Annotated in this window: 19 protein-coding genes; 9 read left to right on the forward strand and 10 right to left on the reverse strand. The window is 61.3% G+C overall.

Going from position 1 to position 23,293, the window contains the following annotated elements; genetic code table 11:
- Positions 1 to 64: 64 nt before the first annotated feature.
- Together KQ661_RS09280 and KQ661_RS09285 are read left to right on the forward strand one after the other, a co-directional pair.
- On the forward strand, positions 65 to 1,759 hold the full coding sequence (locus tag KQ661_RS09280) for an ABC transporter substrate-binding protein (RefSeq protein ID WP_216686247.1): 1,695 nt from the start codon (positions 65 to 67) through the stop codon (positions 1,757 to 1,759).
- 30 nt (positions 1,760 to 1,789) lie between these two features.
- On the forward strand, positions 1,790 to 2,467 hold the full coding sequence (locus KQ661_RS09285; RefSeq protein ID WP_216686248.1) for an alpha/beta hydrolase: 678 nt from the start codon (positions 1,790 to 1,792) through the stop codon (positions 2,465 to 2,467).
- A 270-nt stretch (positions 2,468 to 2,737) separates the two neighbouring features.
- Here KQ661_RS09285 and KQ661_RS09290 read toward each other — a convergent pair whose 3' ends face one another.
- The 3 genes from KQ661_RS09290 to KQ661_RS09300 form a co-directional block, all read right to left on the reverse strand.
- Entirely contained in the window at positions 2,738 to 3,274 is a 537-nt protein-coding gene (locus KQ661_RS09290; RefSeq protein ID WP_216680363.1) for a DUF6438 domain-containing protein, read from the reverse strand.
- Positions 3,275 to 3,437: 163 nt separating this feature from the next.
- Positions 3,438 to 5,222 (reverse strand): membrane protein insertase YidC, encoded by a 1,785-nt coding sequence (gene yidC, locus KQ661_RS09295; protein ID WP_216686249.1) that lies wholly within the window; start codon positions 5,220 to 5,222, stop codon positions 3,438 to 3,440.
- Positions 5,223 to 5,443: 221 nt separating this feature from the next.
- Positions 5,444 to 7,090 (reverse strand): CTP synthase, encoded by a 1,647-nt coding sequence (locus KQ661_RS09300; protein ID WP_216680365.1) that lies wholly within the window; start codon positions 7,088 to 7,090, stop codon positions 5,444 to 5,446.
- Between the two features lie 218 nt (positions 7,091 to 7,308).
- On the opposite strand from KQ661_RS09300, the gene KQ661_RS09305 reads away from it, so the two are divergent.
- Together KQ661_RS09305 and KQ661_RS09310 are read left to right on the forward strand one after the other, a co-directional pair.
- Positions 7,309 to 7,584, forward strand: a complete 276-nt coding sequence (locus tag KQ661_RS09305) for a hypothetical protein (RefSeq protein WP_216686250.1) — start codon at positions 7,309 to 7,311, stop codon at positions 7,582 to 7,584.
- A gap of 16 nt (positions 7,585 to 7,600) precedes the next feature.
- Positions 7,601 to 9,208 carry a Na+/H+ antiporter gene (locus KQ661_RS09310; protein WP_235726953.1) on the forward strand — a complete coding sequence of 536 codons (1,608 nt, stop codon included), beginning with the start codon at positions 7,601 to 7,603 and terminating at the stop codon, positions 9,206 to 9,208.
- Positions 9,209 to 9,260: 52 nt separating this feature from the next.
- On the opposite strand, the gene KQ661_RS09315 is transcribed toward KQ661_RS09310, so the two are convergent.
- On the reverse strand, positions 9,261 to 10,367 hold the full coding sequence (locus tag KQ661_RS09315) for an NADH:flavin oxidoreductase (protein ID WP_216686251.1): 1,107 nt from the start codon (positions 10,365 to 10,367) through the stop codon (positions 9,261 to 9,263).
- Between the two features lie 408 nt (positions 10,368 to 10,775).
- On the opposite strand from KQ661_RS09315, the gene KQ661_RS09320 reads away from it, so the two are divergent.
- Both KQ661_RS09320 and KQ661_RS09325 read left to right on the forward strand, forming a co-directional pair.
- The gene (locus tag KQ661_RS09320) at positions 10,776 to 12,209 is read left to right on the forward strand and encodes a D-alanyl-D-alanine carboxypeptidase (protein ID WP_216686252.1); all 1,434 of its coding nucleotides are present in this window, start codon (positions 10,776 to 10,778) and stop codon (positions 12,207 to 12,209) included.
- Positions 12,210 to 12,357: 148 nt separating this feature from the next.
- Positions 12,358 to 13,044, forward strand: a complete 687-nt coding sequence (locus KQ661_RS09325; RefSeq protein ID WP_216680369.1) for a GNAT family N-acetyltransferase — start codon at positions 12,358 to 12,360, stop codon at positions 13,042 to 13,044.
- A 158-nt stretch (positions 13,045 to 13,202) separates the two neighbouring features.
- Here KQ661_RS09325 and serA read toward each other — a convergent pair whose 3' ends face one another.
- The 3 genes from serA to KQ661_RS09340 all read right to left on the reverse strand — a co-directional run bounded on the left by serA (position 13,203) and on the right by KQ661_RS09340 (position 16,664).
- Positions 13,203 to 15,104: a phosphoglycerate dehydrogenase gene (gene serA / locus KQ661_RS09330; protein WP_216686253.1), complete on the reverse strand. Its 1,902-nt coding sequence runs from the start codon at positions 15,102 to 15,104 to the stop codon at positions 13,203 to 13,205.
- Positions 15,105 to 15,208: 104 nt separating this feature from the next.
- A complete protein-coding gene (locus tag KQ661_RS09335) occupies positions 15,209 to 15,973 on the reverse strand; it encodes an ATP-binding protein (RefSeq protein WP_216686254.1) in 765 nt (254 codons plus the stop codon).
- On the reverse strand, positions 15,930 to 16,664 hold the full coding sequence (locus KQ661_RS09340; RefSeq protein WP_216686255.1) for an ATP-binding protein: 735 nt from the start codon (positions 16,662 to 16,664) through the stop codon (positions 15,930 to 15,932). The genes KQ661_RS09335 and KQ661_RS09340 overlap by 44 nt, the downstream gene beginning before the upstream one ends.
- 251 nt (positions 16,665 to 16,915) lie before the next feature.
- Here KQ661_RS09340 and KQ661_RS09345 point away from each other — a divergent pair, with 251 nt between their 5' ends.
- Entirely contained in the window at positions 16,916 to 17,272 is a 357-nt protein-coding gene (locus KQ661_RS09345; RefSeq protein WP_216686256.1) for a hypothetical protein, read from the forward strand.
- Positions 17,273 to 17,449: 177 nt separating this feature from the next.
- Positions 17,450 to 19,432, forward strand: a complete 1,983-nt coding sequence (locus tag KQ661_RS09350; protein ID WP_216686257.1) for a M1 family metallopeptidase — start codon at positions 17,450 to 17,452, stop codon at positions 19,430 to 19,432.
- 65 nt (positions 19,433 to 19,497) lie between these two features.
- Here the strand turns inward: KQ661_RS09350 and KQ661_RS22090 are convergent, their stop codons facing one another.
- From KQ661_RS22090 to KQ661_RS22095, 3 genes are all read right to left on the reverse strand, one after another.
- Positions 19,498 to 19,941 (reverse strand): DUF983 domain-containing protein, encoded by a 444-nt coding sequence (locus KQ661_RS22090; protein WP_235726954.1) that lies wholly within the window; start codon positions 19,939 to 19,941, stop codon positions 19,498 to 19,500.
- Between the two features lie 141 nt (positions 19,942 to 20,082).
- On the reverse strand, positions 20,083 to 20,943 hold the full coding sequence (locus KQ661_RS09360; protein ID WP_216686258.1) for a helix-turn-helix domain-containing protein: 861 nt from the start codon (positions 20,941 to 20,943) through the stop codon (positions 20,083 to 20,085).
- Between the two features lie 179 nt (positions 20,944 to 21,122).
- Positions 21,123 to 21,740: a DUF421 domain-containing protein gene (locus tag KQ661_RS22095; RefSeq protein WP_216686259.1), complete on the reverse strand. Its 618-nt coding sequence runs from the start codon at positions 21,738 to 21,740 to the stop codon at positions 21,123 to 21,125.
- Between the two features lie 411 nt (positions 21,741 to 22,151).
- On the opposite strand from KQ661_RS22095, the gene KQ661_RS09370 reads away from it, so the two are divergent.
- Positions 22,152 to 23,174 (forward strand): transglutaminase-like domain-containing protein, encoded by a 1,023-nt coding sequence (locus KQ661_RS09370; protein ID WP_317196084.1) that lies wholly within the window; start codon positions 22,152 to 22,154, stop codon positions 23,172 to 23,174.
- Positions 23,175 to 23,293 lie beyond the last annotated feature (119 nt).

Genomic DNA, 23,293 nt, shown 5'->3' on the forward strand with positions numbered 1-23,293 from the left:
AAACAAGAAACGAGAAACTTTCCTGCCGTAGCATTGCACAAAGATACATTCTTTCCCTGTTCGCATGGCCCCTTTTTTGGTTCGTTGGGCTGGCTGCTCGGCTAAACTGTTTGGACTTTCGGTGGGCGCGCTGGTGCTGGCCGGCTGCCACGACGCGGCCCGCCCGGCCGCCGATGAGCGCCGCGTGTTCCGCTACAACCAGCCCGAAGCCCTGTCCTCGCTCGACCCCGCTTTTGCCCGCAACCAGGCCAACTCGTGGGCGGTGTCGCAGCTATTCAACGGGTTGATGGAGCTGGATTCGACGCTGTTGCCGGTGCCCGCGCTGGCCCGCCGCTATACGATTTCGCCCGATGGGCGGACGTATAATTTCGTGCTGCGGCCGGGCGTGCGGTTTCACGACAGCGACGTTTTTGCCAGCGGCAAGGGCCGGGAAGTGAAGGCGGCCGACTACGTCTACAGCTTCAAACGAATTTTAGATGCGGCCACGGCCAGCTCGGGCGGCTGGATTTTTCGGGGCAAGGTGCTGGAGAAACCCGATGGCAGCATCAGCGACACGGCCTTCGTGGCGGCCAACGACTCCACGCTGCGCATTCACTTAAAGGAGCCGTTTATTCCGTTTCTGGGCATTCTCACCATGCCCTATGCCTACGTGGTGCCGCACGAGGCGGTCGAGAAATACGGCAAGGACTTCCGCGAGCATCCGGTGGGCACGGGGCCATTCCGGTTCAAGCTCTGGGATGAAGGCAATATCCTGCTCTACGAGCGCAACCCCAACTACTGGCGCACCGACCAGCAGGGCCGCAAACTGCCGTATCTGGATGCCGTGGCCGTGAGCTTTCTGCCCGACCGCAAAACGGAGTTTCTGACCTTTATGCAGGGTAAGCTCGATTTCCTGTCGGGCATCCGGGCGGGCTCGCGCGACCTCATTATGCACCCCGATGGTACCATCCGGGCCGATTTCCAGGGCAAGTTCACGGTGCAGAAAGCGCCATACCTGAACACCGAGTACCTGGGTTTTCAGCTAGATTCGGCCAACCTGATTGGGGAACAGGCCGTGCAGGGCCGGGCCCTGCGCGACAAGCGCGTGCGCCAGGCCCTGAACTACGCCCTCAACAAGCCCGAAATGCTGACCTACCTGCTGAACCGGGTGGGCCACGCCGGCACCTCGGGCTTCGTGCCCACCGCCCTGCCCTCGTTCTCCGAAAAAGAGGTGCCCGGCTACACCTACCAGCCGCAGAAGGCCCGCCAGCTGCTGCGCGCCGCTGGCTACGGCCCCCAGCGCCCCCTGAAACTGCGCCTTAGCACCGTGCTGGAACGTAAGGAGCTGGGCGAATACATGCAGAAACAATGGGCCAACGTGGGCGTGCAGGTGCAGATTGACATCAACCAATCGGCCGCGCAGCAGGACCTGGTGGACAACGGCCGGGTGGCCTTCTTCGCTAAAAGCTGGCTGGGCGACTATCCCGACGCGGAAAACTACCTGGCGCTGTTCTACAGCCCCAACTTCAGCCCCGCCGGCCCCGACAAAACCCACTTCAAAAATGCCGCCTACGACAAGCTCTACGACGAAGCCCGCCGCACCCAGGACGTGGCCAAACGCACGGCGCTGTACCAGGCCATGGACCGCATTGTGGTAGAAGAATCGCCCGTTATCAGCCTTTATTACGACGAGGTAGTGCGCCTGACGCAGAACAACGTGCGTGGCCTCACCCCGAATCCCATGAACCAGCTGCTGCTGGAGCGGGTGCGTAAGGAGTAACCATTCACATTAAATTAAACGGTGTTGGCGATGCGGAATTTGCTGGTTTTGCTCTCGACAGTGGTGTTGGCAGTGGCCGGTGAGCAAGGCGTGCGCGCGCAGGCCACCAGGGCGACTGCCGCCGCCAGCCCGCTGACCATCGGCCAAACCTTTACCCTCGAATCGAAAGCGCTGGGCGAAACCCGGCGCATCAACGTGTACCTGCCGCTGGCCTATACCGACTCCGCGACCATCCGGCTGCCCGTGCTGTACATGCCCGATGGCGGAATCGGGGAGGACTTTCTGCACATCGCGGGCTTGGTGCAGGTGCTGACCGGCAACGGTACCATGCGGCCCTTCATCCTGGTTGGCATCGAAAATACCCAGCGCCGCCGCGACCTCACCGGCCCCACCACCAGCGCCGAAGACCGCAAAATCGCGCCCAAAGTGGGTGGCTCGGCCGCCTACCGGCAGTTTATCCGCGAGGAGCTGATGCCGCAGGTGCGGCAGCGCTACCGCACCACCGCCGAAACGGCTATTGTGGGCGAGTCGCTGGCCGGCCTGTTCGTGGTCGAAACCCTGCTGCTGGAGCCCCAGCTTTTCAATGCCTACCTCGCCTTCGACCTCAGTCTGTGGTGGAACAATGGCCAGTTGGCCAAAGAGGCTGCTACCCGGCTGAAGGCACCCGGCCGCCCGGCCGTTAGCGCCTACCTGGCTACCAGCAGCTAGGGCGATACGGCCGCCACGCTCCAGCTGGTGCAGGCCGCTGGCCCCTGCGCCGGCCACTGGCACTACGAGGCCATGCCACAGGAAATACACGCCACCATTTACCATCCGGTGGCGCTGCGGGCTTTTCGAGCAGTGTTCCGGTAATGGCACTGGTGGCCGCGCCAATCAAACACCCAGGCTGATAACGCCATGAAGCATCCGGTTACGTCCGAACGAGTGGTTCAGACGTAACCGGATGCTTCATGGCGTTATCAGCCTGGGCCGCTATTACTACTTCTCTATGCCATTCAGCTGGGCCAGCTGGTCGAACTGGTTGCCGAGATAAATGAAGAGGTTTTTCACGTTTTCGGGGGCACCTTCCTCAACCGTTACGGTTTTGAGCGTGCCGTTGGGCTGGCGGATGGCTACGACGGTGCTGGGCAGGTCGGAGGTATTGCGCGAGTATCGCTTATCGAATGTATCGAAGTGGGCTTCTTTGGCCTGGCGCAGCATATCGGCCACGGCGGCGGCGGACAGTTTCAGGTCGTGCTTGCCCAGCACTGGCACGGCGCGGCGACCTTCGTAGGCCACGCGGCCATCGGCATACACCTGCATGGTGTAGGTCGGGCAGATGCCGTAGCAGGGCGTGCGCTCGAAGGTGATAACGGGGCCCTCGGCCGCAGGAGTGGCCGCCTGAACGGGAGCTACGGTCGTTTGGCCGGCTGTTTTCGCCTTTGCTTTTTTGGTGGGCACACGCTGGGCACAGGCGGGCAGCATGAAGCTGAGGCTAAAGACACTGAGCAGCAGCAGGAGCGAGAAATGGCGCATGGCGGTTGGGGTGCAGAAAGATTGGGGTGAAAGATGGCAATAAAAAGCCGGCAATACGAAAACCGTGCCTATGGTTTCGGATTGCCGGCTTTTAGAATTAGTTAAACCAAAAACGTCATGCTGAACGCAGTTCAGCATGACGTTCAAATAGTAGCAGTGCTGGCTACGATTTGCGCTTGGCTTGCGCCTCGCGCTCCTGCGCGGCCTTCATCGCCTCGGCAATGCGGCCCTGGATGCCGCCGGGCTTCTTGTCTTTGTTCTTGATTTTGTTGGCGTCGAGCTGGGCGCGGATTTTGGTGTCGTCCACGAACGCCTTGGTAGCGGCTTGTTGGGCGAAGGTGATGACGTTGGACACAAAGTAGTACCAGGTGAGGCCCGCCGCGAAGCTGTTCAATACGAACAGGAAGATGATGGGCATCAGGTAGCTGTAAGTCTTCATCGGGCCCTGCATGGCCGTGTTGGTCTGGTTGCTCTGCCAGGTCATGAGTAGGGTCGAAGCCGTCATCATGAGGGTGAACATCGAGACGTGGTCGCCGTACCACTTCACGTAGAAGGGCAGCTTGATGAATACGTCGTAGCTGCTCAAGTCCTTGGCCCACAGGAAGCTTTGCTGACGCAGCTCGATGGCGTTCGGGAAGAACTGGAACATGGCGAACAGAATCGGCAGCGTGAGCAGGGTGGGCACGCAGCCGCTCAGGGGGCTCACGCCGAATTCCTGGTACAGCTTCATCGTTTCCTGCTGCACCTTGGTGGCGTCGTCGCCGTGCTTGGCTTTCAGCTCATCAATCTCCGGCTTCAGCACTTTCATGCGGGCCTGGCTCTCGTAGGTTTTGTAGGTGAGCGGCCACGTTACCAGCTTGATAAGCAGCACCAGTAGCGCGATGATTACGCCGTAGGACGAGATGAACTGCTCCAGGAAGTGGAACACCGGCAGCACCACGAAGCGGTTCACCCAGCGGAAGAGGCCCCAGCCGAGGTACACGTTGCGGTCGAACTCCGGCGTTACCTGCTTCAGCAGGTTGAACGCGTTCGGGCCGAAGAAGAAGCGGTACTGGCCCCGGCCCTGCTCCACTTCGGCCACCGGAATGGTCAGCGTCGAGCTCAGGGTTTTGATGGTCGTGGAGTCTTCCAGGTTCACGTCGGCGTTGAACGCGCCGCCCGCGAATGGCTGCTGGTCGGCGATGAGGCCGGCCACGAAGAAGTCGTGCTTGTGAGCCGCCCATTTCACGGGGCCGGCGGCCTTGTATTCCTCGGGCTTCTCGCTGGCCTCGGCCAGCGCGCCCTGGTCGCCGGCGGCCAGGTAGTGGTTGATGGTGGTGTGGTTGCGGTTCTGTTTGAGGTCCTGCTCGGTCTGGCGCACCTGGTCCACGAAGGTGAAGGTGAGCGGCTCCTGGGCCACGGTGCGCTCCAGGCCCAGCAGGCGCAGGTCGTACTTCAGCTCGAAGCTGTTGGCGGGCAGTGAGTAGGTCTGCACGATGCTGCCGCCCGCCACCGGCGCGCTGAACGTGAGCACCGAGCCGGCCGCCGACTGCGAAGGAACGGCCTGGAAGTTCAAATCCGAAAACCGGATGGTTTTGCCATCTACGGTCCGAAATTTGGTGTCCATGCGGGCGCTCGTGGCATCGAACAAATCGAGCGGCTTGCCGAAGAACGTCTTGTATTTGTTCAGGCGCACGGCCGTGACGCGGCCGCCACGGGTCGAAAAAGTGACGGTGATGTTTTCGTTGGCCAGGCTCATGTCCTTGGCTGCGCCGGCCGTGGTGTCGAGAGCCGCTTCCGGAGCCAGGGCGGCTACGGACGGAATGGCCGGGGCCTTGGTAGCGGCGGTAGTCCCGGGCGGTGTTTTGCCAGTGGCTTTTTCGTCGGGGTTCTTCGGGCTGAAGAAGAACAGGTACACGAGGAGCAAGGCCGAGATAAGGAATAGGCCGGTTGCTGAATTTCTATCCATTAGTAAAAAAGGTTGCGAAGGGGCAAAGGTACGGCGGGACGCTGCGCTTAAGGAAGAATGAGGAATTAAGAATGAAGTCGCCTGTCATCCTTCATCTGGCGTCCGCTCAGCGAAGGACCTTATCGCGTTTGCATGGTTTCCCATTACAGCAAACTGCTTGGCGGTGATAAGGTCCTTCGTTGCGTTCAGGATGACAGGCGACTGCCTGTAATCGCGGCCACTTATCCTTTCCTATGCTGAATGGCGGCCCGCACAAAACGCACGAACAGCGGATGCGGATTTTCCACGGTGCTTTTCAGCTCGGGGTGGAACTGGCCGGCCACAAACCAGGGGTGCGAGGGCAACTCAATTACCTCCACCAGGCCCGTTTCGGGGTTGGTGCCGGTGGCTTGCAGGCCCGAATCCTCAAATTGCTTGAGATACTGGTTGTTGAATTCGTAGCGGTGGCGGTGGCGCTCGCTGATGTGGTTGCGGGCGTAGGCTTTGGCGGCTTTTGAGCCCCGGCGCAGGTCGCAGGCGTAGGCCCCGAGGCGCATGGTGCCGCCCTTCAGGGTCACGTTTTTCTGCTCTTCCATCATGGCCACCACGGGGTTGGGCGTGAGAGCGTCCATCTCGGTCGAGTTGGCATGGGGCAGGCCCAGCACGTTGCGGGCGTATTCTACCACGGCCACCTGCATGCCCAGGCAGATGCCGAAGAAAGGAATATTATTCTCCCGCACGTATTTCACGGCGGCGATTTTGCCCTCGAAGCCGCGCTCGCCGAAGCCGGGCGCTACCAGCACGCCATCGCAGCCGTGCAGCAGGCCGGCAATGTTTTCGGGCGTGATATTGTCGGACTGGATGCTGCGCACCGTCACCTTGCACTCGTTTTGAGCGCCAGCATGCACGAAGGCTTCGTTGATGGATTTGTAGGCGTCGGGTAGCTCCACGTACTTGCCTACCAGGGCAATAGTCACTTCCTCGGTGGGGTTTTTTAGCTTGCCGAGGAAATCTTTCCAGGCTTCCAGGTCGGGCTGCAGCGTGCCGCCGGTCAGCTTCAGGCGCTTGATAACCCGCTCATCGAGGCCCTCCTTGCGCATGAGCAGCGGCACCGAGTAGATGCTGTCGGCATCGAGGCTTTCGATAACCGAGTTGATTTTCACGTTGCAGAACAGCGCGATTTTGCGGCGCATCTCGGCCGGCATGGGGTGTTCGGTGCGGCACACCAGGATGTCGGGCTGGAGGCCGGCCTCGCGCAGGTCGCGCACTGAGTGCTGGGTGGGCTTGGTTTTGAGCTCGCCGGCGGCCTTCAGATACGGCACCAGCGTGAGGTGAATAACCAGCGAGTCGGCATCGGGCAATTCCCAACGGAGCTGGCGCACGGCCTCCACGAAGGGCAGGCTCTCGATGTCGCCGATGCAGCCGCCGATTTCGGTAATCACCACGTCGAACTGGCTGTTCTGGCCCAGTAGCAGCATACGCCGCTTAATCTCGTCGGTGATGTGGGGCACCACCTGCACGGTTTTACCGAGGAACGCACCCTCGCGCTCGCGGCGGATGACGTGGTCGTAGATGCGGCCGGTGGTGACGTTGTTGGCCTGCGAGGTGGGCGTGTTCAGGAACCGCTCGTAGTGGCCGAGGTCGAGGTCGGTTTCGGCCCCGTCGTCGGTCACGTAGCACTCGCCGTGTTCGTACGGGTTGAGGGTGCCGGGGTCGATGTTGATGTAGGGGTCGAACTTCTGGATGGTGACTCGGAACCCGCGGGCCTGCAAAAGCTTGGCCAGCGAGGCGGAAATGATTCCTTTGCCGAGTGAAGAAGTGACGCCGCCGGTAACGAAAATGTATTTCGCTGCCGACGCGCTGGGGGAGGGGTTGGAGCGTTCGGGCATGACGGGGGTCAAAAGTACGGCAGCCGAATTTGGTACGCCCAAAAATCTGCGCAGGGCGGGTCTGGCAAACAGGACCCGGCAGCCTGCCGGGCCCCGCTAAGCTCATGGGGCCAGGGCAGATACTGCCGTTTGAAAAAACATTGGGGCAGTATGAACAAAGGATTGCAGAATTGCTCGGGAACGATTGCAGAATTTATGGAAAATGTATATATTTAGTAATGGCGCATTTTACCAATCACCTCGTCCAGGCCTGGGGGCTGAGCCCGGTTCACTACTGGCACCTGCGGCTGCTAACGCCCCTGCTGCTCACGCCCCTGCTCGGGGTGCTCTACGTGGTGCTTTTCGACCGGCCCAAGCGTCCGACGGTGGGCCGGCGGCTCTGGCACCAGGTAGGAGCATCGCTGGGTAAGCACGTTCTGCAACTCTGCATGAGGGGCTTGCCCGGCCCGACTTTGCGCGGGCGCAAGCTGGCTGGCGTTTCTTTGGGTTGTTAAACCCAACCCACTGCCCATGCTGCACTCCAGCCTCCTGCTCCTGCTTGCCCTGCTCTTTGCAACGTTTCTGCTGGTGATGCTGGGGCAGAAGCTCGGTATTTCTTATCCGATTTTCCTGGTGCTGGGCGGGCTGGGCATCAGCTTTGTGCCGGGCTTGCCGGAAGTGCGGATTGCGCCCGAAGTGATTTTTTTGGTCTTCCTGCCGCCGCTGCTCTACGAGGGGGCCTGGTACATTCCCTGGCACGACTTCTGGCGCTGGCGGCGGCCCATTATGCTGCTGGCCTTCGGGCTGGTGGTTTTCACGTCGGGCGTTGTGGCAATGGTGGCCCACTGGCTCATTCCGGGCTTCACGCTGGCGCTGGGCTTTCTGCTGGGCGGCATCATCTCGCCGCCCGATGCCGTGGCCGCCGCCACAGTGCTCAAAGACGTGAGCGTGCCCAAGCGCATCACCTCCATCGTAGAAGGAGAGGGGCTGCTGAACGATGCCAGCAGCCTGATTGTATTTCAGTTTGCCCTGGCGGCGGCGGTGTCGGGCACGTTTGTGTGGCAGCAGGCGGCGGTGAGCTTCCTGCTGGTGGCCGGGGGCGGGCTGGCCGTGGGGCTGCTGGTGGCGGGCGGCTTCTACCTCGTTCATAAGTACCTGCCCACCACGGCCAACATCAACACGGTGCTCACGTTTATGACGCCCTACGTGATGTATCTGCTGGCCGAGGAGCTAAAGGTATCGGGGGTGCTGGCCGTGGTGAGCGGGGGCCTGCTGATGTCGTATTTCTCGCACCGGGTATTCGATGCCAACACGCGCCTGCAGGCCAATAGCTCGTGGTCGAGCTTGATATTTATGCTTAATGCGCTGGTATTCATGCTTATTGGCCTGCAGCTGCCCATTGTGGTGAATGGGCTAGGGAACTACTCCCTGTGGCAGGCCATCATTTATGGGCTGATTATGAGTGGCGTCGTTATCGGTGTGCGGCTGCTGTGGGTGTATCCGGGGGCCTTCCTGCCGCGCTGGCTGAGCCGGAGCGTGCGGGCGAGCGAGCCCAGCCCCGGCTGGCAGGGGCCGCTGGTGCTGGGGTGGGCCGGCATGCGCGGGGTGGTGTCGTTGGCGGCGGCCCTGTCGGTGCCTTTGCTGGCCAACGGGCAGGCTTTCCCGCAGCGCAATCTCATCCTGTTTATCACCTTCGTGGTCATTCTGGTCACGCTGGTGGTGCAGGGCCTCACGCTGCCGCTCATCGTTCGCCTCACCAAAGTGGCAGCCCTGGAAGACCGTGACCCGCTCGAAGAGCAGGAAGCCAGCGTGCGCCTACACCTGCGCACGGCCGCCGTGAAGTACATGCAGAAAAAATACGGAGTTGAAATTCAGAGCAATGAGCTGGTTGCCCGCCTCCATCAGCGCATGGAAACCGAGGTGAGCCTCACGAGCCATACCCTCAATTCGCTCGATGCCGACCAATCGGGGCGCGATGCGCTGCGCCAGTACCACCGCGTGCTGCTCGACGTGCTGCGGGTAGAGCGCGAGGCCCTGACGAACCTGCGCCACCACGACTCGTACGACGACGAGGTGTTGCGCCAGCAGGAAGCCCAGCTCGATTTGGACGAGGCCAAGGTGAAGCACATTGAGCGATAAAAAGTAGCGCGGACTTTGCCATCCGCGCTACTGAAAAAACAAACTGCCGGGCTTACACCAGCGTGCGCAGGACCTCGCGGCTATAGCCTTTCAGCTCTTCGGAGCGGCCCTGTTGAATCTTCTCCACCCAGTTCGGGTCCACAATCAGCTGGCGGCCCACGGCCACGAGGTCGAATTCGTTGCGGTCCAGCCGGCGCAGCAGCTCATCGAGGGCGCGCGGCTCGGAGGCTTCGCCCGCGAAGCCGGCCAGAAATTCGCCCGACAGGCCCACCGAGCCCACGGTGATGGTGGTTTTGCCGGTGAGCTTTTTCACCCAGCCGGCAAAGTTCAAATCGGAGCCTTCATTCTCGAATTCCGGCTCCCAGAAACGGCGCTGTGAGCAGTGGAAAATATCCACGCCGGCCTCGGCCAGGGGCTGCAGCCAGGCTTCCATTTCCTGGGGTGTGTGGGCCAGCTTCACCTCGTAGTCCTGCTGCTTCCACTGCGAGAGGCGCAGGCTGATGACGAAATCCTCGCCCACCTGACGGCGCACTTCCTGCACGAGCTCCACGGCGATGCGGCTGCGGCCAGCCAGGGCATCGCCGCCGTAGGCATCGGTGCGCTGGTTCAGGCCGGCCCAGAAAAACTGGTCGATGAGGTAGCCGTGCGCCCCGTGCAGCTCCAGGCAGTCGAAGCCCAGGCGCTGGGCATCGGCGGCGGCCCGGCCGAAGGCGGCAATGGTGTCGGCGATGTCATTTTCGGTCATGGTCTTGCCCGTGGCCTCGCCGGGCTTGAGCAGGCCGGAGGGGCCTTCGAAGTTTTCCGACGGCTTCCAGCCCGAGCGGTGCTCGCTCATCACGCCCATGTGCCAGAGCTGCGGGCCCATTTTGCCCCCGCCAGCGTGCACTTCATTGATGACGTGTTGCCAGCCGGCCAGCGCCTGCTCGCCGTAGAAATGCGGAATGTTGGGGTCGTTGGACGAGGCCGGGCGCTCCACCACGGTGCCCTCGGAGAGGATGAGGCCGACCTGGCCCTCGGCGCGGCGGCGGTAGTAGGCCGCCACATCGGTGCCCGGCACGCCGTTAGGCGAGAAGGAGCGGGTCATGGGAGCCATCACAATGCGGTTTTTGAGATGGAGGGATTTCAGCGCGAAGGGCGCGAATAAGGCGTGGGTGGACATAATTCAGGGGTTGATTTCTTCGTATGATGGAAAAGTTGACAAGAACAGGGCGGGGGCAGATTTTGATTTTTCAGAACGCCATGCCGATTGCAGCCGAGGCATCTCGCGTGCCACCATTAATCCTGACGATTGAATTGCTACCACACGCGAGATGCCTCGGCTGCGCTCGGCATGGCGTTTTTGCTGTGTGATATTAAAACCGCTAATTACTAACAGGTTGAACGTATATAAATTTTGAGGACTGAATCCAGCCTACCAGGGCACTTTTTCATTTTGGACCTGACGCTTTTTTAAAGCCTAAAATGCCCTGTGAGACAATGGAGGCCCATGACTCCATTTAAATGCGTCCAACCTGAATCACTAATCAAAAAGCCACCCCAGCCCCATTTGCTGCGTAAGTTGCGGCCGATGCTACGCCCATTCTATTTCCTGCTGCTCACTTTGGGCATTACCCAATTATCGGCCTGCGCCCAGTCGGTCTCCGATAAGCCGGCTGGCGTGCCTTTGGCGGTGCGGGCCGGCCAGCCGCTGCCCTGGCTCGATTCGCTGCTGGCCACCTCGCCCATTCTGCGCCAGCACCAGGTGGGCATGAGCCTGGCCTACGCCGACAGCACCCGGCCGTTCTATGGCTATCAGGAGGCCAAATACTTTACCCCAGCCAGCAACATGAAGCTGTTCAGCCTCTACGCCGGTCTGCACATCCTCACCGATTCGCTGCCCAGCCTGCGCTACTTCAGCCGCCGCGACACCCTGTTTTTTCAGGGCACCGGCGACCCCACCCTGCTGCACGGCGACGTGCCCAGCCGCCGCGCCTTCAGCTTCCTGCTGAACCGGCCGGAGCACACCCTGGCCTACTGCGACATAGCCACCGTGGCGCCCTTCGGCCCGGGCTGGACCTGGGACGACTACGGCTACTACTTCCAGGCCGAGCGCACGGCCTTCCCGATTTACGGCAATACGGTGCGCTTCTACGCCACGCCGCCCGCGCCGGTTCGCCACGGCGGCGTGGCAGCCGTGCGGCCGGGGCTGGTGCCGCAGTCGCGCATCCGGGTGCTGCCGCGCTATTTTGCGCTGCTGGTGGCCCCGGCCCCGGCCGACCTGCGCACACCCGGCCTCGATGCCGACACGCATATCATCCGCGCGCTGCACGAAAACCGCTTCTACGTGCTGCCCACCGCCCGCAGGTGGGTCGATGAAACGCCCTTCATGACGAGCCGCGGGCTGATGCTGCGGCTGCTGGGCGACACCCTGCGCCGGGCCACTAGTAGCGCCATCTGGCGGCCCCGGCCCGGGCAGGACTCCATCCGCACGCTCCACGGGCTGCGCGTGGACTCCCTCTACCGCCGTATGCTGCGCGTGAGCGATAATTTCCTGGCCGAGCAGCTGCTGCTGATGTGCAGCACCAAAATCGGCTACCGCGACTCGCTCAGCACCGGCCGCGTGATACGCTACGCCCGCAAAAGCCTGCTCAGCACGCTGTCCGACCCGGTTTTGTGGGTCGATGGCTCGGGCCTGTCGCGCCTCAACCTCGTCACGCCCCGCACCCTCACCGGCCTGCTCCTCAAGCTGCACCAGGAAGTGCCCGAGCGCCGCCTGCTGAGCCTGCTGGCGGCCGGCGGCGGCCAGGGCACTTTGCGCAAGCGCTACCACGATGCCACCGGTCCCTGGGTGTGGGGCAAAACCGGCACCCTCAGCAACAATCTGAACGTGTGCGGCTACCTGCGCACCAAAAGCGGCCGGCTGCTGGCTTTCACGTTCATGAACAACAACCATGTAGTGGAGAGCGGCCCCATGCGCAACGAGGTAGAACGGGTGCTGCGCCAGGTGCGCGAGCGGCTGTAAACGGGACTCTTTCGGAAACATTAGCGCTTTTTTGTTCGCTATGCAGTAGCGCATCCTGGGTTTTGTCGTCCGTGCCAGTTCTGCGAGTTGCGGCCGTGCAAATAGCCACAGTACTTACTTTTGGCTGCGCGCAAAACGCGTAACTGCCATGGCCCACCTACTCGATAACCCCGTTTGGAACGCGCTGATTTCGGGCAATAGCGCCCTGGCCCAGGGTCCGGCATCGGTGAAGTGCTTTGCGGAAGATGTGTCGCCGTTTGTCGGGTTCGAAGCTTTCACGCCGGAGGCTTTTGGGTTGCTGCACGCGCTGGTGCCCGCCGGCCGCGTGCTGGGCGTGGTGAGCCCGGTTCCAATGGCTATTCCGGCCCAATGGCAGGTGGTGCAGCAACTACAGATAGGGCAAATGGTGCAGGAGCAGCCGGCAGCGGCCGTTTTGTCGGGTCCGCCGCCCATCCGGTTGGGGCCAGCGCACGTGCCCGCCATGCTGGCTCTCACCAAACAAACCAAGCCCGGACCGTTTTTGCCCAATACTCTTGCGTTTGGGCATTACGAAGGCATTTTTGAAGGCCCTGAGCTGGTGGCGATGGCCGGGCAGCGCATGCATCCGGAGCCGTATGCTGAAATCAGCGCCGTGTGCACCCATCCTGGCCACCTGGGCCGGGGCTATGCCGGCCAGCTCATTCTGCTTCAGGCACAGCGCATTGTGGCGGCAACGGGTATCCCGTTTCTGCACGTAAAATCTGATAATGTTCGGGCCATCAAGCTATACCATCACCTGGGGTTTGTGACTCGCCGGGAGATGAGCTTTTACATCATCCGGAAAAACCCGGCGTAGCGTAGCCTTACGGCCCCATGCTTCCGCAAGGAGTGCCGGGGCCGTGTTCGTTTTGAGGGGTTTTCATTCCGGCATTCCACGCACCAGTTGGATAGGGGAATCCAGGGGAATTGCTCAGCGTGTGTCACCGATTCGTTCTGCACCGGAATGCCTGCTTTCTAGTATAGCACCCGGAACTTGATGGTATGCTCTACGGCACGCAGGGCCTGAATCACGTCGTGGTCGTATTCGCGGTTGATGTCGGTAATCACGTAGCCGATGTGCTCGTTGGTTTTCAGGTACTGGCCCAGGATGTTGACCTGGTGGGCAGCCAGCACGTTGTTGATGTTGGCCAGTACGCCGGGTACGTTGGCGTGAATGTGGATGAGGCGGTGGGCCTGCTGCGTGGGCAGCTGAATATTGGGGAAATTGACCGACTGCTGCGTGTTGCCCGTGTTGATGTACTGCATCAGCCGCTCGGGCACGAACTCGGCAATGTTGCGCTGGGCCTCGGTCGTGCTACCGCCGATGTGCGGCGTGAGCAGCACGTTGGTGAGCCCGCGCAGCTCACTTTCGAAGCTCTCGTTGTTCGTTTTGGGCTCGTGGGGGAATACATCCACGGCCGCGCCGCCGAGGTGGCCGCTGCGCAGCACCGCCGCCAGGGCCGGCACATCTACCACATGGCCGCGGGCGTTGTTGATGAACAGGGCACCCGGCTTCATTTGGGCAAATTCCTTCTCGCCGAAGTAGTTCTCGTTCTCGGGGCGGCCGTCGATGTGCAGCGTCACCACGTCGGATTGGGCCAATAGTTCTTCCAGCGTGCGGGCCTTCACGGCGTTGCCGAGCTGGAGCTTTTCGGCCATGTCGTAGTACATCACCTTCATGCCCACGGCTTCGGCCACTACCGAAAGCTGCGAGCCGATGTTGCCGTACCCCACGATGCCCAGCGTTTTGCCCCGAATTTCGAACGAGCCGCTGGCCGATTTATCCCACTCGCCCCGGTGCATTTTGGGATTCTTCTCGGGGATGCGGCGGGCCAGCACAATCAGCTCGGCCAAGGTGAGCTCAACCACTGAGCGGGTGTTCGAAAACGGCGCGTTGAACACGGCCACGCCCTTTTTCATGGCCCCGGTGAGGTCAATCTGGTTGGTGCCGATGCAGAATGCGCCGATGCCGACAAGTCGGTTGGCGGCGTCGAGCACGCGCTGGGTTACCTGCGTTTTCGAGCGGATGCCGAGCAGGCTCACGCCCTCGATGCGGGCAATGAGCTCATCCTCGTCGAGGCCGCCTTTCACCTCCTCCACCTGGTAGCCTTCCTGGCGGAAAAGCTCGGCGGCGCGGGCATCCGGATTCTCCAGCAGGAGCACCTTGATGCGGTTTTTGGGGTATGATAAAGTCATGGGAAGTCTTAGTTGGTACAAAAACTCATCGAACGTGGGCAGCACTTCGTCGGCCTGGGCCACCACGGTGGGGCGGCTAACGTTCTCGGTGTAAGCATAGAAGCGGTGGGCCAGCCCTGCTTCGCGAATCTGGTAGTCGGTGTAGCCGTCGCCGAGCACGTACACAGGCCCGTCCAAATTGAGCAGCACCAGCTGGCGGATTTTGCCGCCGTCGCGGCTCAGCACGTTGGCCGGGTCGCAGCCGGTAATGTCGCCCTCGGCATCGAAGGTGAAGGTGTTGGCCAGCACGTGGCCGGGCGTGATGCCGAACTCGGCCACTACCGGCTCGATGAACTCCCGAAAGCCGCTGCTCACCACGTAAATCCTATCCGCGAAGCGCCGGAAGAAGTCGCCGTTGCGCCGGATGCTCTCGCTCACCTTGGTTTTGAGGCGGGCCACCAGCGGCGCGAGGTGGCGCTCATTGGCCCCCAGCAGCGCCAGCCGCCGCGCCAGCGACTCTTGGAAACCGATTTCGCCGGCCATACCCTGGTCGGTGAGGGCCCGGATTTGGGCCACGCGCTCGGCCGCGTCGGGGCGGCCGGCCAGGGCAATATCGGCCAGCTCGTCCAGGCCTTCGACTTGGGTGAAGGTGCTGTCGAAATCGAAAACAAGGTAGGGCAGGGGGGCGGGGGAGGCGGGCACGTTATAAAAGGCAAAATCACATGACAGTCACATAAAAAAAGTGTGTTTGCACCAATAAAAACCGGCTTTTTATTGGTGCAAATCACATGACAGTCACATAAGATTTAATGAAAAACAGGAATGTATTCAGCGTGTTTTTTGGATTTGTTCTCTGGGTCGTAGGGCCGGATTAAGCCTTCTTCTATCGTTTCGGCAATGATGCGGGAAGCAATGGAGTAGTTTTTTTCGGCAATGCCCATGCGCTCGCGGAACGATTGGTTGGTCATTTGTTGGCCGTTGGCGTGTTTCAGGCAGGCGTGTTGGTAGCACGCCCTGATTTTGTCGCGGCGGTCCATCTCCCGCAACGGTCGAGGAGCATAGAGAATGGCTTGGGTGTAATTGTCGCCGCGAATAAAGTCAGGAGCGGGAAGCTGATGCTTCTCGCATTCTTCCACAACGCGGTCGATGCCGCTGCCTTGCCGTTCGCAGAAGTTGAATGATTGCATTGTGGCTGCAATGGCTTCGTTCCGGCTAACGGGAATGTGGTTCAGAAACTCCAATACGTTGATTAGCGGAGTGCCAGGATTGGTGATTTCAATGCGGTTGATGAATACCTCTACCATCAAAGTTGAACCACTTACAGTAAAGTCTTGGTGAATCAGCGCGTTTGCCATCAACTCGCGCACGGCTTTGATGGGGTAGGTTGGAACCGTGGTGCGAAGTGCCCGGCCAATTTCTTCTTGGCTAGGCAGCCGGTCATTCAACCAGTTGGCCGCCCGATTGAATCCTATGGCGTAACCCAACTGGCCTGTCTGTTCCATCTTGGCGCCCGTTCGCCCGGTTCCTTCATAGAGTATGATGCGGATAGGGTTTATAAGCCAAATGCTCAAAAAGGCGCAAATCGCGCGCAAACAGTACCGCTCCTAAATTGGTGATGTGCAATTGCCCATCGGCCCTCACTACAGCTTTAATACTTGCCAGCCGCACCACTATTTCCTGGGCATCGGTCGGTTCGGGAAATTCACATAGCGCAAAATACTTCTGCCAGTCGAGCAGTTCTAGGATGTGCGAAATGCTGGCGTTGGCGTAGGCAATGCCGCGCTCAAAACCGAGCTGCTGCTGAAATCGGCCTTCAATTCGGTGCCGCTCGTCGGTATTTAGTGGCCCTAGGCTTTCACCATCGCGGCCGTAGTGGTGACCTTTCCAAGCAGTGGGATACCCTGCTGTGGCCGGCGGAATCTCGAACAGAATAACGCGCTTGCCTTCGTGCGTGAGTTCATGAATGCCCCGGAACGTGAGTCGGTTGGTGCAATGGTCGGCTATTTCTTTTGTGAGGCTTTGCAGTTTTATGGGGTCGGCACGAAATGCCGTTCCAACTACTTCCTGGGCATTATTTACGCCAAAAACCAGCCAGGCTTCCTGTGCGCTTTTCAAATTGGCCTCGTTGCTCAGGGCACTGAAATACTCTCCGAGCTTGTCGGAATCGAAAGTGGTTTTGGCTTCTTTAAATTCGACTAGCTCCGACTCGGCAGGCAGGGACAACAGGTTGCGCAGTATTTCCGTCAGGTCGTAGGCAGTCATGGCAGCGATAGAACTAGATGAAGAGTAGCGAAAACGGGTGTACACGCAAAGATGCGTCCGGCAGTACCTTGGCACGGCATTCCTCTCCCAAGTTTTTATAAAGCTCCTGCTCACGCTGCTGCTGAAACTACCAGTTGCCAAGGCTGGGCGCGTTGGGGTTGCGGGTGCTGCGGGTGCTGCGGGCGCGTCGGAGCTCCTGCCCCGGCCGCGCCTTACTTTGCGACCCGGCCCTTTGCCGGCTATTCGTGCTCATGCCCCAACGCCTCGTTTTCGTGTACAATGCCGATGGCAGCCGCCTGGCCGGCCTCAAGGATATGTTTCATAAAATCCTTTCGCCCAGCACTTACCAGTGCTCGCTGTGCGCGGTTACCTACGGCGCTACTTCGATGCAGCCGGAGTGGCGCGCGTTTATCAAGGCGCTGCCCGTGCCGGTGGCTTTTCTGCACCGCGACGAGTTCGTGCGCGACTATCCGCAGTGGGCGCGGCACCCGCTGCCGGCCGCTTTCGCCGTGGGCGAAGGCGGCGCGCTCACGCCCTTCATCGAAGCGTCGGAGATGGACGCGGCGGATTTGAACGGGCTGATGGAACTGGTGCGGGAGCGGCTGTAAGGGCGGGGAAATGCTGATAAACAATGTCATGCCGCGCGGAGCCGAGGCATTTCGCGTGTCACCACTAATCCATTTGTCCTGCGGAGTTGATTACTACCCCACGCGAGATGCCTCGGCTCCGCTCGGCATGACGTTCTTTTGTGCGATTCATTTTCGCTTTTCCTCCTGATACTTCACATGAAACTACAATTCCTGCTGGGCGCGGCGCTGCTCACGGCCGGCTCGGCCCTGGCCCAAACCATCAATACCGGTCCGGCCTACGACTCGCGCACGCTGTTCAACCCAAGTTTTATTGAGCAGCTGAGCACGCCCACGCGCACGGCCGGCGGCCAGCCCGGGGCGCAGTACTGGCAGAACGCGGCCGACTACAAAATTGACGCCCGCCTCGACGAGAAAACGGCCCGCGTGACGGCCACCGCCACCATCACCTACACCAACAACTCGCCCGATGCGCTGGCCTTCGTGTGGCTGCAGGTCGACCAGAACCTGTACCGCGAGGACTCGCGCGGGGCGGCTATCACGCCGGTGGGCGGCGGGCGCTTCGGCAACAACTCGCGCGGCTTCCAGGGCGGCGACTCACTGCAGACCGTGAACATCGAGCTGCACGGCAAGAAGCTGAAAGCCAACTACCGCGTAACCGATACGCGCATGCAAATCATGCTGCCCGAGGCCCTGAAGCCCAACGGAGACAAGCTGAAAATCGACATCGCCTACGGCTTCAGCATCCCCGAATACGGCTCCGACCGGCTGGGCCGCCTGCAAACCAAAAACGGCGAAATCTTTGAAGTGGCGCAGTGGTACCCGCGTATGGCCGTGTACGACGACGTGGAAGGCTGGAACACGCTGCCCTACCTCACGGCCGAGTTTTACCTCGAATACGGCAACTTCGATTACACCCTGAACGTGCCCGCCAACTACCTGGTGGGTGGCTCGGGCGAGCTCGTAAACCCCACCGAGGTGCTGACCAGCGCCCAGCAAAACCGTTTGGCCAAAGCTGCTGGCTCGGACCAGACGGTGATGGTGCGCTCGGCCGACGAAGTGACGCAGGCTGGCTCGCGGCCCGGTGGCAAAAACGGCCGCCTCACCTGGCATTTTAAGTGCCAGCGGGCGCGCGATGTGGCCTGGGCGGCCTCGGCGGCTTTCGTGTGGGATGCGGCGAAGATGAACCTGCCCAGCGGCCGCAAGTCGCTGGCGCAGTCGCTCTACCCGGTCGAATCGGCCCAGGATACGGCCTGGAACCGCTCGACGGAGTACGTGAAGAAGAGCATCGAATACAACTCGAAGCAGTGGTACGAATACACGTACCCGGTGGCCACTAACGTGGCCGGCGTGGTGGGCGGCATGGAGTATCCGGGCATCGTGTTCTGTGGCGCGAAGGCCCGCAAAGCCAGCTTGTGGGGCGTAACGGACCACGAGTTCGGCCACAACTGGTTCCCGATGATTGTGGGCTCGAACGAGCGCAAGTACCCGTGGATGGACGAGGGCTTCAACACTTTTATCAACATCTTGTCGAGCAACAATTTCAATAACGGCGAATATGCCAAGCAGATAAATGATACTGCCCGGCTGGTGCAGGGCAACATCCGCTACATCATGGACCCGGCCACCGTACCGCCCTACACCGTGCCCGACGTGACGCCCTCCAACTACCTCGGCTACGCGGCCTATAGCAAGATGGGCTATGGCCTGTTTCTGCTGCGCGCCGAGATTCTGGGGCCGGAACGGTTCGACTACGCATTCCGCACCTACATCAAGCGTTGGGCCTTCAAGCACCCGCAGCCTAAAGATTTTTTCCGGACCATGAACGATGCCAGCGGCGAGGACCTGACCTGGTTCTGGCGCGAGTGGGTGTACAACAACTGGACCCTCGACCAGGCCGTAACCACCGTCACCTACGTGAATCAGGACCCCGCCCAAGGCGCCCTCATCACCGTCGAAAACCTGGGCCAGGCCGCCATGCCTATCATTGCCGACGTGACCGAAACCGGCGGCAAAACCACCCGCGTGCGCCTGCCCGTGGAAGTGTGGCAGCGCAGCGGTACCTGGACCTTCCGCTACAACTCCACCACTCCCCTCACGCTGGTGAAGCTGAACCCCACCAAGCTGCTGCCCGATGCCAACCCCGGCAATAACGTGTGGCGGGCGCAGGTGTTGAAATAGTTAAGAGTTTAAAAAAAGCCCGCCTGACGATTCAGGCGGGCTTTTTTTAAACTCTTAACTCTTAACTATTCACCCCGCCGGGCCAGGTTGGGATTGTAGCGGGTGCCACCAAACAAATACAGCATCATCGCCCGTGAATAGCGCAGGATAACCGGTGTAAGCAGCACCGTGACGGCCGTAACGATGCTCACATACACCCAGGTATCGGGGTTGCCCATCAGGTAATAGATGAGCACGCCCAGCACCAGCGTAGTGGCCACGTTGAAGCCAAAGGTGATGTACATCGAGCCGAAGTAGAAGCCGGGCTCGGGCTCGAACGTCTGGCTGCACACGGGGCATTGCGCGGGCATCTGGGCAAATTTGCTGAGGTTCAGGGCAGAGTGGGTGAACAGCTTGCCTTGGTGGCAGCGTGGGCAGCGCAGCTGGGCCAGCGCCAGCGCGGTGGAGTCAACGAGTTCGTAGGTATCAGTTGTAGAGTCGGCCATAACCGGAGTGGGGGAGGGGAGCATAACAGTAGCTGAGCTATACGGGAAAATGCGGCCCGCGCCCATGCGCAGGCGGCCGGCGCGGCACTTGCCGTGTTGGTGGCCCAAAGTTACCCGGTGCGGCGCCCGCCTTTGCAGCCCGTTTGCGGGCACTTACCGGACAAATCAACGCTGCTGCCGAAACGCCTCGGGCGTGCGGCCGGTGTACTTACGAAAGTAGCGCCCGAAGTACGACGCATCCTCGAAACCCAGCTCGTAGGCCACCTGCGCCACGCCCAGTGCCGAGTGGCTTAGCAGCCGCCGCGCCTCGGTGATGATGCGCTCGTGAATGAGGTCGCTGGCCGTTTTGTTGAGCACCCGGCGGCACTGGGCGTTGAGATGGTTGGCCGATACGTGGAGCAGCCCTGCATAGTCGCGCACGCCGCGCAGGCTGCGGTAGTGCTGGTTGAGCAGCGCCCCAAACTGCCGGATTTGCTGCTGGGCCAGGCCCACTTCGGCCGGGGCCGGGGCGGCGTAGTGGCGCGCCGCCAGCTCCAGGCACAGGTGCAGGTAGGCGCGGAAAACCTCTGCCTGGTTGGGCTGCGGAACTGTGAACTCCGCAAAGAGGTGCTCGATGAGCGGGCGGATTTCGGCTTCGGTGGGCGGCAGGTACAGCACCGGCGGGTGCGCGCTGTCGAAAAACGGAAAGTCGTAGAGCCCGCTGCCGGGGTAGCGAAACAGGTAGAAGTCGGCGCTGAAAAACACCACGAAGCCGCGCGCATCCAGCCCCGGGTGCCAGTGGTGCACCTGCCCCGGAGCCAGAAAAAACAGGCTGCCCGGCCGCAGCTCATACGTTACCAAATCGACGGTGTGCGTGCCGGCACCTTCGGTGATGTAGAGCAGCAGGTAGAAGTCGTGCCCATGTGGCGCATTCACGTGCGGAAACCGGACGACGTGGCTTTCCAGCCGGTCGCAGTAGTAAGGCGTGCGGGCCAGCGGCCCCGGAAACGAGGCCAGCGCAAGAACCGGCGGGGCAGTGGGCTTCATGGCGCGAAGGTAGCGCGGAGCCGCGCAGGCCTAAAGTGACACCAGATTCGTTTGCTCCGGTCCGACCGCCCCGGGCGGTCTGACCGGTTGAAGCACCACCGATAGTCATTTTCACAAAAATCGGTCAGCCCGCCCTGGGCGGGCTGACCGGTAGGCCCGCTTCAACGAGCCGCTTAACCTCACGCCTCCCTTTTCGCACTGCACACCGGCACCCAGTCCTGGCCTTCGCACACCGGGCGGGTGGCGGCCTGGCCCCGCGCCAGCTTCTGTACGTGGCCGCACTTGCCGCAGGCGTGCGCGCCGGCCGCCGCCACGCGGTGCTGCGATTGGGCCAGCAGCTCGGGCCAGATGGGCAGGCCGGGCGCGGCCGCATCGGGGGCGAAGAAATAGGCGCTGAGGTTGCCGGTCGCTTCCATGTAGGCGCGGCGCACTTGGCCGAGGTGCTCCACCTGCTGCTGACGCAGCTCACCGAATAACTCCTTTTGCGTCAGGTTCAGGCTGTCGAGTTTTTTCATGTTGATGCGGCTTTTCTCGATGAGTAGCACGGGCTTGCCCTCCAGCCAGTCGCCGAAGACCGGGAACCACTCGGTGAGGCGGTTGAATAGCCAGTACAGGGCACTGACTACCGCAAACACGATGATGACGGGCAGCAGCGGCGTGTCGTGGTAAAACATGGTGTCGCCCGCCGCCGAGCTCAGCGCCAGAATAATGCTCAGCTCGAAAATGGAGAGCTGCCGCACGCCGCGCCGGCCCGTCACGCGGAGCGTGGCCAGCAGCAGCAGTACGTCACCACACACCGAAACACAACTTCAAAAAGAAAAGTAGGCGGTGCGTCGGCCGTCCAGAGCAGGTGCTGCCAGTCGAAAGGCGTGATGGATTTGGCGAGGAAGAGCATGGAAACGCAGAAGATATGAAGCTGCTGCTGGTACGCACGGTTCGGCTCGTGGTTGGCCGCGCCGTACCTTTGCCTTACTGCTGGGGTCTGGTCGGCCCCGACTGGCGGGCGCTTATGTAAGCGTCGCGTTGGCGGGCATCGCACGCAGTGGTGGCCGCCGAGAGTAGGTTTCTGGTTTCGCGCTCCTCGTTGCTGGGTTTTAATTCGTTGTCGACTGCCCACGAATTAAAACCCGGCAACCAGCAGCCAGTAACAAGAAACCGGCTTCCAGCTTGGCCGACGCCCGCCAGCAGCAACCAGTTGCCTTGTTGCCGTGAACGTTTCGTTGTTGATTTCCCCCGCCATTTGGGTGGGGCTGCTGGGTGCGGCCGTGCACCTGCCGGGCCTGAGTGCCCCGGGCCAGCCGGCCGCCGCGCCGCGTAGCCGCACCTTCGTGCTCACCAGCACCGCCACCGTGCCCGTGCCCCCGGCCGGCACCAAAACCCTGGATTTGTGGCTACCCGTGCCCCACACCGATGCCTCGCAGGAGGTGCGCGACCTCAAAATTGAGTCGCCGGTGCCCTACAAAATCGAGCAGGGCGAATACGGTACCCAGATGCTGCACCTGCGCGCCGCCACCGTGCCTACCGCGCCGCTGGTGGTGAAGCTCACCGCCCAAATCACGCGCTGCGAGCACCTCAACCTGCGCGCCAATGCGCCCACGGCCAAATTCGTCAAGGAAAAAACCGACCCCAATCTGGCCCGCTGGCTGGCCCCCGACCGCCTCGTGCCGCTCGACCCCACCATTCATCAGCAGGCCGAAGAAGTGGTGGCCAAAGCCGGAGCCAAAACGCCGCTCGAAAAAGCCCGCGCCATCTACGAGCACGTGGTGAGTACCGTGACCTACGACAAAACCGGCCAGGGCTGGGGGCGCGGCGATATCTACTACGCCTGCGACGCCCGGCACGGCAACTGCACCGATTTCCACGCCATTATCATCGGCTACTGCCGCAGCCTGGGCATTCCGGCGCGCTTCAGCATTGGGCTGCCGCTGCCCGCCGAGCGCGGCCACGGCGAAATCAAAGGCTACCATTGCTGGGCCGAGTTCTTCACCCCGGAAACTGGCTGGGTGCCCGTCGATGCCTCCGAAGCCGCTAAGAACCCCGACAAGCGCGCCTACTTCTTCGGGGCCCACGACGAAAACCGCGTCGAGTTCACTCGGGGCCGTGATGTGCAGCTGACGCCCCGGCAAGCTGGTCCGCCCCTCAATTACTTCGTGTACCCCTACGCTGAAGCCGATGGCCAGCCGCTGGAAGTAGCCCGGAAATACGAGTTTGCGGATATCACGGCGCAGTAGCCGGCCTTTGTGCAGCAAGTAAGCACGTCATGCTTCGGCTGCGTTTGGCACGACGTGCTTTCTACAATGGTCAGGCTGTCTGACCACTATGCATTGAGAATAATACAGCCCGCCGATGC

The organism is Hymenobacter siberiensis (assembly GCF_018967845.1).
Classification (GTDB): Bacteria; Bacteroidota; Bacteroidia; order Cytophagales; family Hymenobacteraceae; genus Hymenobacter; species Hymenobacter siberiensis.

What these genes read in the sequence shown, in the direction of transcription:
- KQ661_RS09315 (WP_216686251.1), bottom strand. Translation starts at nt 10,367, where the DNA reads ATGTCCACCCACGCCTTATTCGCGCCCTTCGCGCTGAAATCCCTCCAT.
- KQ661_RS09325 (WP_216680369.1), top strand. Translation starts at nt 12,358, where the DNA reads ATGGCCCACCTACTCGATAACCCCGTTTGGAACGCGCTGATTTCGGGC.
- KQ661_RS09320 (WP_216686252.1), top strand. Translation starts at nt 10,776, where the DNA reads ATGCTACGCCCATTCTATTTCCTGCTGCTCACTTTGGGCATTACCCAA.
- KQ661_RS09310 (WP_235726953.1), top strand. Translation starts at nt 7,601, where the DNA reads ATGCTGCACTCCAGCCTCCTGCTCCTGCTTGCCCTGCTCTTTGCAACG.
- KQ661_RS09360 (WP_216686258.1), bottom strand. Translation starts at nt 20,943, where the DNA reads ATGAAGCCCACTGCCCCGCCGGTTCTTGCGCTGGCCTCGTTTCCGGGG.
- KQ661_RS09345 (WP_216686256.1), top strand. Translation starts at nt 16,916, where the DNA reads ATGCCCCAACGCCTCGTTTTCGTGTACAATGCCGATGGCAGCCGCCTG.
- KQ661_RS09285 (WP_216686248.1), top strand. Translation starts at nt 1,790, where the DNA reads ATGCGGAATTTGCTGGTTTTGCTCTCGACAGTGGTGTTGGCAGTGGCC.
- KQ661_RS09350 (WP_216686257.1), top strand. Translation starts at nt 17,450, where the DNA reads ATGAAACTACAATTCCTGCTGGGCGCGGCGCTGCTCACGGCCGGCTCG.
- KQ661_RS22090 (WP_235726954.1), bottom strand. Translation starts at nt 19,941, where the DNA reads ATGCTCCCCTCCCCCACTCCGGTTATGGCCGACTCTACAACTGATACC.
- KQ661_RS09290 (WP_216680363.1), bottom strand. Translation starts at nt 3,274, where the DNA reads ATGCGCCATTTCTCGCTCCTGCTGCTGCTCAGTGTCTTTAGCCTCAGC.
- KQ661_RS09305 (WP_216686250.1), top strand. Translation starts at nt 7,309, where the DNA reads ATGGCGCATTTTACCAATCACCTCGTCCAGGCCTGGGGGCTGAGCCCG.
- yidC (WP_216686249.1), bottom strand. Translation starts at nt 5,222, where the DNA reads ATGGATAGAAATTCAGCAACCGGCCTATTCCTTATCTCGGCCTTGCTC.
- KQ661_RS09340 (WP_216686255.1), bottom strand. Translation starts at nt 16,664, where the DNA reads ATGACTGCCTACGACCTGACGGAAATACTGCGCAACCTGTTGTCCCTG.
- KQ661_RS09280 (WP_216686247.1), top strand. Translation starts at nt 65, where the DNA reads ATGGCCCCTTTTTTGGTTCGTTGGGCTGGCTGCTCGGCTAAACTGTTT.
- KQ661_RS09300 (WP_216680365.1), bottom strand. Translation starts at nt 7,090, where the DNA reads ATGCCCGAACGCTCCAACCCCTCCCCCAGCGCGTCGGCAGCGAAATAC.